This is a genomic window from Sulfolobales archaeon (assembly GCA_038897115.1).
Lineage (GTDB): Archaea > Thermoproteota > Thermoprotei_A > Sulfolobales > AG1 > AG1.
In genome coordinates, this window is the sequence record JAWAXC010000103.1 from 1 (window position 1) to 7,330 (window position 7,330).

Genomic DNA, 7,330 nt, shown 5'->3' on the forward strand with positions numbered 1-7,330 from the left:
GGTTAGCTTTATGATAGTAGCAGCGATGGCAATGGGCTTTACCGAGGAGTGGGTTGGAAGGATTATCAAAGACGAGGGGGATGTGGAATCCCTACTTAGACTTTCAAGGAAGTATAGTTTTTCACCAGTAGGTGAGGGAGGCGAATATGAAAGCTATGTCGTCTCATCACCTCTCTTTAAGTGTAAGGTTTTAGATCCGATAGGGGAGAAAATATGGTTTCCAAGCGGCTGGGGATATTATGCAATAAAAGAAGTTAAAATACTAGATATAGGATCTACGGGCTTATGCCATATTAGAGATGCGTGATAGGCTGTTTAAATCAGATCTTTAATTCAAAGTAGTGATGAAGGTTTCTAACCTCCTCACTATGAGTATTGTAGATTCTTGCATTAACTGTATTATTATAATTTTCTCATCTATTGCTCGCTGATGAAGATCTCTTGATTTTACTAGGTTCAAGAGCTGCATATTAGATCTTCGTTCTTTAACTCCTTTCTATAGGAAAAGAGCAGGGCTCTGGGAACTAATCTCCTCTTTGCCTTAAAGGATAGGGGTCTTCAGTTATTTCAGCTATAAGGCTACTTATAGTATTTAGTGGTGCTTAATAATTCTACTGCGGATTCTTAGATTAGCTGAGATACATGTGTCTGGTGCCGAGGGAGGATTTTCCAGAGATAATTAATAGAGGTGTTATATATCTCGACAACGCTGCCTCAACCTTAAAGCCTAGACAAGTTATAGAGGCCATGACCAGTTTTATGGTAAATAGCTATGCTAATATTCATAGAGGTGTATATGCTCTTAGTATAGAGGCTTCTAGGGCATACGAGGATGCCCATGAGGAGGTTGCGAAGCTCATAGGAGGCTCATGGGATGAGGTTGTATTTGTAAAGAATGCTACAGAGGCTATACAGTTAGCTATTCTAGCCTTAGCCTATAATGGCTTTCTAAGAGAAGGCGATGAGGTTATAGCTACAGAGGCTGATCATCATAGCCTATTACTTCCATTGGCAAGGGTTTCTAAAGCTTTTAAGGCTAGGTTAAAGCTTATACCAATAGATAGTGAGGGGAGGCCTAGATGGGATCTACTCCCTAGAATTATTAGTAACAGAACCAAAGTCATCGGCTTTTCCCATAAATCAAATGTAACAGGTTTTACAAGCAATGCAAAGGAAATAGCTAAGATAGCGCATGAATATGGAGCACTGGTGATCGTGGATGGAGCTCAATCCGTACCCCATATGCCGGTAAATGTTAGAGATTCAGAGATCGATTTTCTAGCCTTTAGCGGGCATAAAATGTTAGGGCCAAGCGGTATAGGTGTGCTATGGGGTAAGAGAGAGCTTTTAGAAGAGTTAGAGCCTCCTCTAGGAGGGGGTGGAACTGTTAAGAGTGTTTGGCTAGAGGATAACGAGGTCAGGATTGAGTGGGAAGAGATCCCGTGGAGATTCGAGGCTGGGACACCTCCCATAATAGAGGCTATCGGGCTTCTAGAGGCAGCTAGATATCTGAGAAGAATAGGGATGGAGAAGATCTACAGCTATGAGGAGAGGCTGACTAGATATGCAATGAAGATGTTGGAGGAGTTAGGTGAATATATAAGAGTGCTGGGACCAAGAGATCCTAGTGAGAGAAGCGGTATTATATCCTTTGTGGTTAAAGGGGCTAATCCAAATACTATTGGAATGTGGTTAGATAGGTATAACATAGCTGTTAGAACAGGTCTCCACTGCGCCCATATACTTCATAGACACATGGGCTACCCAGAGGGTAGTGTTAGGGCTAGCTTTTATGTCTATAACTGTGAAAATGATATCATAGCCTTAGTAAACGCTCTAAAGGAGTATATAGCTAGAAATAAGAGTTATCAAAGCTAGCTAATCTTATCAGCTATAACTAATCGCTATAGATTTTTCCATCTATAGATCGAGGATCTATAAGGAAGGTGGTGGGTAGGATCACTCTGAATAGACAGGGTAGTGGGATTAAGAATAGCATCTAGCTTTTCTTAATCCTAAGAACTGGAACTCCCAACCACATCATAATATCAATATAAATTAATCATATTTCATTGATTACTAAATAAATATTTGATCCTCATATGAAGCTCTATTTTCTTTAAAATCGTAATATGTCTGGTGGACTTTGGTGGAAAAGGTCTGCCAGCAAGTCCTGCCTCTATAACGTCTTCTTTACTTAAATACGGAGGTATGATCACAAGACATCTTTTTTCTAGTGATCTGGGGTCTATATTTGTTCTAAATAGTATAGCCTTCAGACTTGATAAGATATTTTTATCCTTCTCTATTTGAGAGATAGCCCTATATGCATTAGCTGGTTGTTTTCCAACAAGTTCTATGATATATGAATCCTTTATGATCTTTGTTAGTGGCTCGTATGAGAAGCTATAGAAATGCTCAGATATTCTTTCTATTATTGTTTTCTCTATATTTTTGAATATATACATTCTGATCCATCTAGAAACTTTTATCTCATCTTCCGATAAATAATCTACATATATTACAGGTGCTATTGAGACGCCCATGCGCTTAAGAGCGTTGTACCTGTGGGTTCCATCTATTAATACACCTGTTTTTTCGTCAGCTATAAGGGGTCTTCTAAGGATCCCTGTATTAGATATTGAGGTTTCAACATAGCGAATCCTTTCCTCTATGCTCTCTTCATGGGGTCTGAGCGAATCTAGATCCGAGTATGCGATCTTGATGATTATACCCTTCATAACTCTTCGCCTATCTTTGGTAGATATGAGAGATCTATTGTTTCTGGTTCATAATCTATAAGTTTACCTTCTAGGTATTCTTTATAACCCTGGAGATCTAGGAGCCCATGTCCACTCAGATTGAATAGGATAACCCTTTCTTCATTCTTTTTTCTTGCCTCTAGCGCTAGATCTATTACAGCTTTGATAGCATGGGCACTTTCAGGCGCTGGCACTATCCCCTCGGTTCTAGCAAAGATCTTACCTGCTTCGAAGATCTCTGTCTGGTGATATGCTACAGCCTCAATAATCTTCTCTGCTACTAGTAGACATAGGGTTGGAGCATCACCATGGTATCTAAGGCCTCCAGCATGGATTGGTGGAACCCTATATCTATGGCCAACTGTATACATCTTCAGCAGTGGTGTGAGACCAGCTGTATCTCCATAGTCATAAGTGTATATGCCTCTTGTTAGTGAGGGGCACGCCTTTGGCTCTACTGCTAGGAACCTTGTATTCGATTTGCCCCTAAGCCTATCATATATAAAGGGATAGGATAGCCCTGCGAAATTAGATCCGCCTCCAACACATCCAACCACATAATCGGGTTCTCTCTCACCGATCTCCTCAAGCTGTTTCTTAGCCTCAAGCCCTATGACTGTTTGGTGAAGAAGCACGTGATTGAGAACACTTCCAAGACTGTATCTAGCTTTCTCATCTGACAGGACATCCTCTATAGCCTCTGAAATAGCTATGCCAAGGCTTCCCGGGTTATTTGGGTCTTTCTCGAGCACAGATCTTCCGAATTTAGTTATATTAGAAGGGCTTGGTATCACCTCAGCCCCGTAGAGCTCCATCAGAACTCTTCTATATGGTTTCTGCTCATAACTAGATCTAACCATAAAGACTCTAACCTTGAGTCCGAAGAGCGCCCCTGCAAGTGATAAGGCAGATCCCCACTGCCCAGCTCCTGTTTCTGTTGATACTCTCTCGATACCCTCTATCTTATTATAATAAGCTTGGGCTACAGCTGTATTTACCTTATGGCTTCCTGTTGGTAGTACGCCTTCGAATTTATAGTAGATCCTTGCAGGTGTTTTTAGATACTGTTCGAGTCTTCTAGCCCTTATAAGTGGGGTAGGCCTTCCAAGGCTGATTAGGGTTTCCCTAACCTCCTCTGGGATCTTTATAAACCTCTCCTGACTCATCTCCTGATCCACAAGGGATCTCGGGAATAACCTCTCAAACATAGATCTAGGAGGTATTGATCCGTCAGGAAGACGTGGCGGAGGCAGAGGTTTCGGAAGATCAGGTAATATATTGTACCAATATTCAGGTACGAACTCCTCTCTCTGTGAGGCCCTTATAATTGATCTCCTACCAACATCCATTGGCGCATCAAAAGCACCTCGAACATCTAATATATTTCATCACTTATAAGTCTTACCAGCTGGCTAGATATGTGTGTAGGAGATTAGCATTAAAATCTATACATAGTCAATTATAGCTGGAAGCCCCATGCTCAAGAGCGGAAGATCAGTTAAGCTGCCTTAATCGGTGAACCACATATTGGGCATCTATCGATCTTCTTTATTGTTGAGTACCCACATACCTCACATATATAGATCTTTGGCTTGAATCTCTTAGGAACCTCTCTCCTCACACCTCTACTTACAATCCCCAGCTTTCTAGCTAGAGCATGTAAATAGCTATCATCCGTTATCAATGTAACCCTCCAACCCTTCTCCTTCAGCTCGATTGCAAGTGCTAGGAGCTTCTGATCTGTTTCTGAAAGTGCGTCTAAAAGATTTTCTCTACTAGCTATAGCTCTGGCCTTCTCAATACTTTCCTTGCTTGGTTCAAGCACATCTATCTTACCAGAGTTTAAGAGTAGCTCTAACCTCTCCCTACTCCATGCATCTTTAACCTCTTCTAATACCTCCTTAACGGTAAATATCTTGGCTCCATATATAGTGGTTATATAGCCAGCTAGAAAGCATGCTGTATCAACTATAAGGGCTATATCCCTAAGATCCCGATCTCCTTTACTCCTCGGCATCATATATTAGATCCTCAGCCCCCACGAAATTAGATCTGTTTTAGCAGTCTCGGTTTCAAGATAACTCAATCTGGTTCCAAGAGGGCTACTAAGGATTTTTATATACATCTCTACTCTATCCATAAATTCTGGATATATCATTATTGAAATACAATAATCCTTTTTATACTCTATAATCAATATATCTCAACACCTTACCTCTCATCTAGAAATATCCAACCAATATTTATAAATATGATTATGATGGAGATAAAAAGGTTTACAGAAGCCCAGGATCTTAGTATTATTTAACTCTAAACCTATTCTATATGTGTAGGCCTCTCTATTTATTACTAACAGTTATTACAGAGAGGCGCGCCTTCGAGTAATGTATATGGTATATCCCAGTACTACTGTTAAAATTAAAGCAATTACTACTGTTATATAGAACATATTTCGAATCCTAACGGCTTCATCTACTATAGATCTTGAAATTTCCTGTAGAGAGGCTATGTTTTTCTTGCTCTCGTTAAGCTCTCTTGCAAGAGACTCTAAATTTCTATAAAGATTGGAGTATTTAGCAACAAGTTCTACATACATATCCCTTAAACTTGTAACACTAGATATGAGGGAAGATATCGAATAATTAATGTTAGCAACTTCAATCGAGAGCATAGATATATTTTTATATATATTTTCTATTGTGAGTAGCTCCTCCCTTGGGATCGCTCTTATGCTGTATAGCGCAGATCCCTCAATTCTTATAACGGTGCTTCCCAGTTGTTGAGATGAGGATGCATTGATCCATAATAGATAGAGTCCAGAGTTGCTGATATTTATCCTTATATTTAAATTACCTACGGAAGTTTTATCGATCCTTTCTAGAAGCTGCGGTAGATCACCTAGAGGTGAGATGTAATATATATACACAGTTATATTGCTCACCAAAACCCTGCCTCCGAGATAGGGGTATATAGTTATAACAGCTGTATCACCTACTGCTGCTGACTGAGGCCCGCTAACCAATAATTGGATCCTATCATAAGGTGTTATTAGAGCTGTTCTACCACTCTCGGGTGGGGGATATATTGTTATGCTAATTGAAGCCCCTATTAACCCTATTAGATCTGATGCTATAATCGATATTGTTTGGGATGTACCAATGTATGGAAGCCTTACATATAGATCGATCCTCCCCCTTAGATTTGGGAAGCCAATAGCTATTATATTACTCTCTATAGAAGGATTTGTAGTGCTCATAAATCTAATCACAATAGTTTCTACAGCTGGAAAACCATCTAGTCTTAAAAACAGCTCGCTGCCTGATACATATGGACCTGAAGACCTTATGGTAGGAATTACTTTGAATTTACTATAGCTATATATTCTATCTTCTAGTGAAAAGGCATGGATATAATGGTTTCCATAATCAGATGGTGGAACGATGAAGGAGGCTGAGCCCCCTATGCCACTATATCTCTGATCATCGACATAGATGGTAAACCTCCCTTGGAAACCCTTTATAGAGTAAGAGCCTTGCGAGCCAACGCTATACTGGGCCTGGGAGGGGAATCCTTCAATATTTCTGAGCCTATATCCTAATATATAAGCAGTAAATGTTAGAGCATTAACTACCCCATTTCCATATCTTATCTTTGAAGTGGCATTTTCGCCGTATTTCTGGGCTGTCTCCACCAGCAGATCATATAGCGATGAAGGTGTAATATTTAGCTTCTTAATCCTTGCTGCCTGAAGCCCAAGCGCTATAATTCCGGCTAGGGCTGGTGCTGCAGCACTTGTCCCGCTTCCTATAGCTAGTAAATCCTCTGAAATATATGCCCCTGGGATCATAACTCCGGGGGCAACGAAATCGGGTTTATAATACTCCCTGGGATAGACTCCTTTAAAGGGCCATGTTGAAGGTGGATCTGGCCATTCGACATATTCACCTGAGCTAAAAAGCGATACTGAATCATCTCTCTCGATAGAGCCAACACCGAATACCCCCCAGATGTTTCCTGGATTAGAGCTTGTGTATATACCGCCATTACCTATTGCAGCGATGGGGATAATTCCAAGATCTAGGAGGGTTTTAATTGCAGGCAGTAAATAGTTGGAGTAGTTCCCCTCAGAGCCAAAGCTCATTGACACTATATTCGGTCTAAAGACCCTTCCAAGTATCTGTGAGACCTTAGTTCCATTGCATAGATAAGGATCGGCTGCCCATTCAAGCCCTGCCAAGACTTGGGCAAACGTCCCAGATCCTGTGGGGAGGACTAGAGCATGTATATAGACAGCCCCTGGGGCATATCCTATAAGTATATTCTGTGTATCGCCGCCCACAGCTATTGATGTTACCCAAGATCCGTGGCCATCCGTATCATGGGGAGCACTACATACAGGCCTTCCCTTTGAGTCGAACTCTATCCACCCTCCAGGGTAGCTGGGGTCACTTGCATTCACTGTAAACATCTTCCTCCCTATAAGAGGGTGGTTCACATTAACCCCTGTATCTAGTATAGCAATTACAACACCATCACCTGTTATGTTGAATTCCCTCCAGACAGCTATG

General features: G+C 40.9%; 6 protein-coding genes. 2 read left to right on the forward strand and 4 right to left on the reverse strand.

All coding sequences use genetic code 11. The features are described from left to right. A partial coding sequence (locus QXE01_10495; GenBank protein ID MEM4971664.1) for a hypothetical protein occupies positions 1–307 on the forward strand: 307 nt, incomplete at its 5' end. A 344-nt stretch (positions 308–651) separates the two neighbouring features. Next, entirely contained in the window at positions 652–1,878 is a 1,227-nt protein-coding gene (locus QXE01_10500) for a cysteine desulfurase (GenBank protein MEM4971665.1), read from the forward strand. A gap of 191 nt (positions 1,879–2,069) precedes the next feature. Here QXE01_10500 and QXE01_10505 read toward each other — a convergent pair whose 3' ends face one another. The 4 genes from QXE01_10505 to QXE01_10520 form a co-directional block, all read right to left on the reverse strand. Next, complete coding sequence (locus QXE01_10505; protein ID MEM4971666.1) at positions 2,070–2,741, reverse strand: ParB N-terminal domain-containing protein; 672 nt, start codon at positions 2,739–2,741, stop codon at positions 2,070–2,072. After that, complete coding sequence (locus QXE01_10510; GenBank protein MEM4971667.1) at positions 2,738–4,111, reverse strand: TrpB-like pyridoxal phosphate-dependent enzyme; 1,374 nt, start codon at positions 4,109–4,111, stop codon at positions 2,738–2,740. The genes QXE01_10505 and QXE01_10510 overlap by 4 nt, the downstream gene beginning before the upstream one ends. Positions 4,112–4,260: 149 nt before the next feature. Beyond that, positions 4,261–4,782: an NOB1 family endonuclease gene (locus QXE01_10515; protein ID MEM4971668.1), complete on the reverse strand. Its 522-nt coding sequence runs from the start codon at positions 4,780–4,782 to the stop codon at positions 4,261–4,263. A gap of 339 nt (positions 4,783–5,121) precedes the next feature. Next, a partial coding sequence (locus QXE01_10520; GenBank protein ID MEM4971669.1) for a S8 family serine peptidase occupies positions 5,122–7,330 on the reverse strand: 2,209 nt, incomplete at its 5' end.

What these genes read in the sequence shown, in the direction of transcription:
- QXE01_10515 (MEM4971668.1), bottom strand. Translation starts at nt 4,782, where the DNA reads ATGATGCCGAGGAGTAAAGGAGATCGGGATCTTAGGGATATAGCCCTT.
- QXE01_10510 (MEM4971667.1), bottom strand. Translation starts at nt 4,111, where the DNA reads ATGGATGTTGGTAGGAGATCAATTATAAGGGCCTCACAGAGAGAGGAG.
- QXE01_10505 (MEM4971666.1), bottom strand. Translation starts at nt 2,741, where the DNA reads ATGAAGGGTATAATCATCAAGATCGCATACTCGGATCTAGATTCGCTC.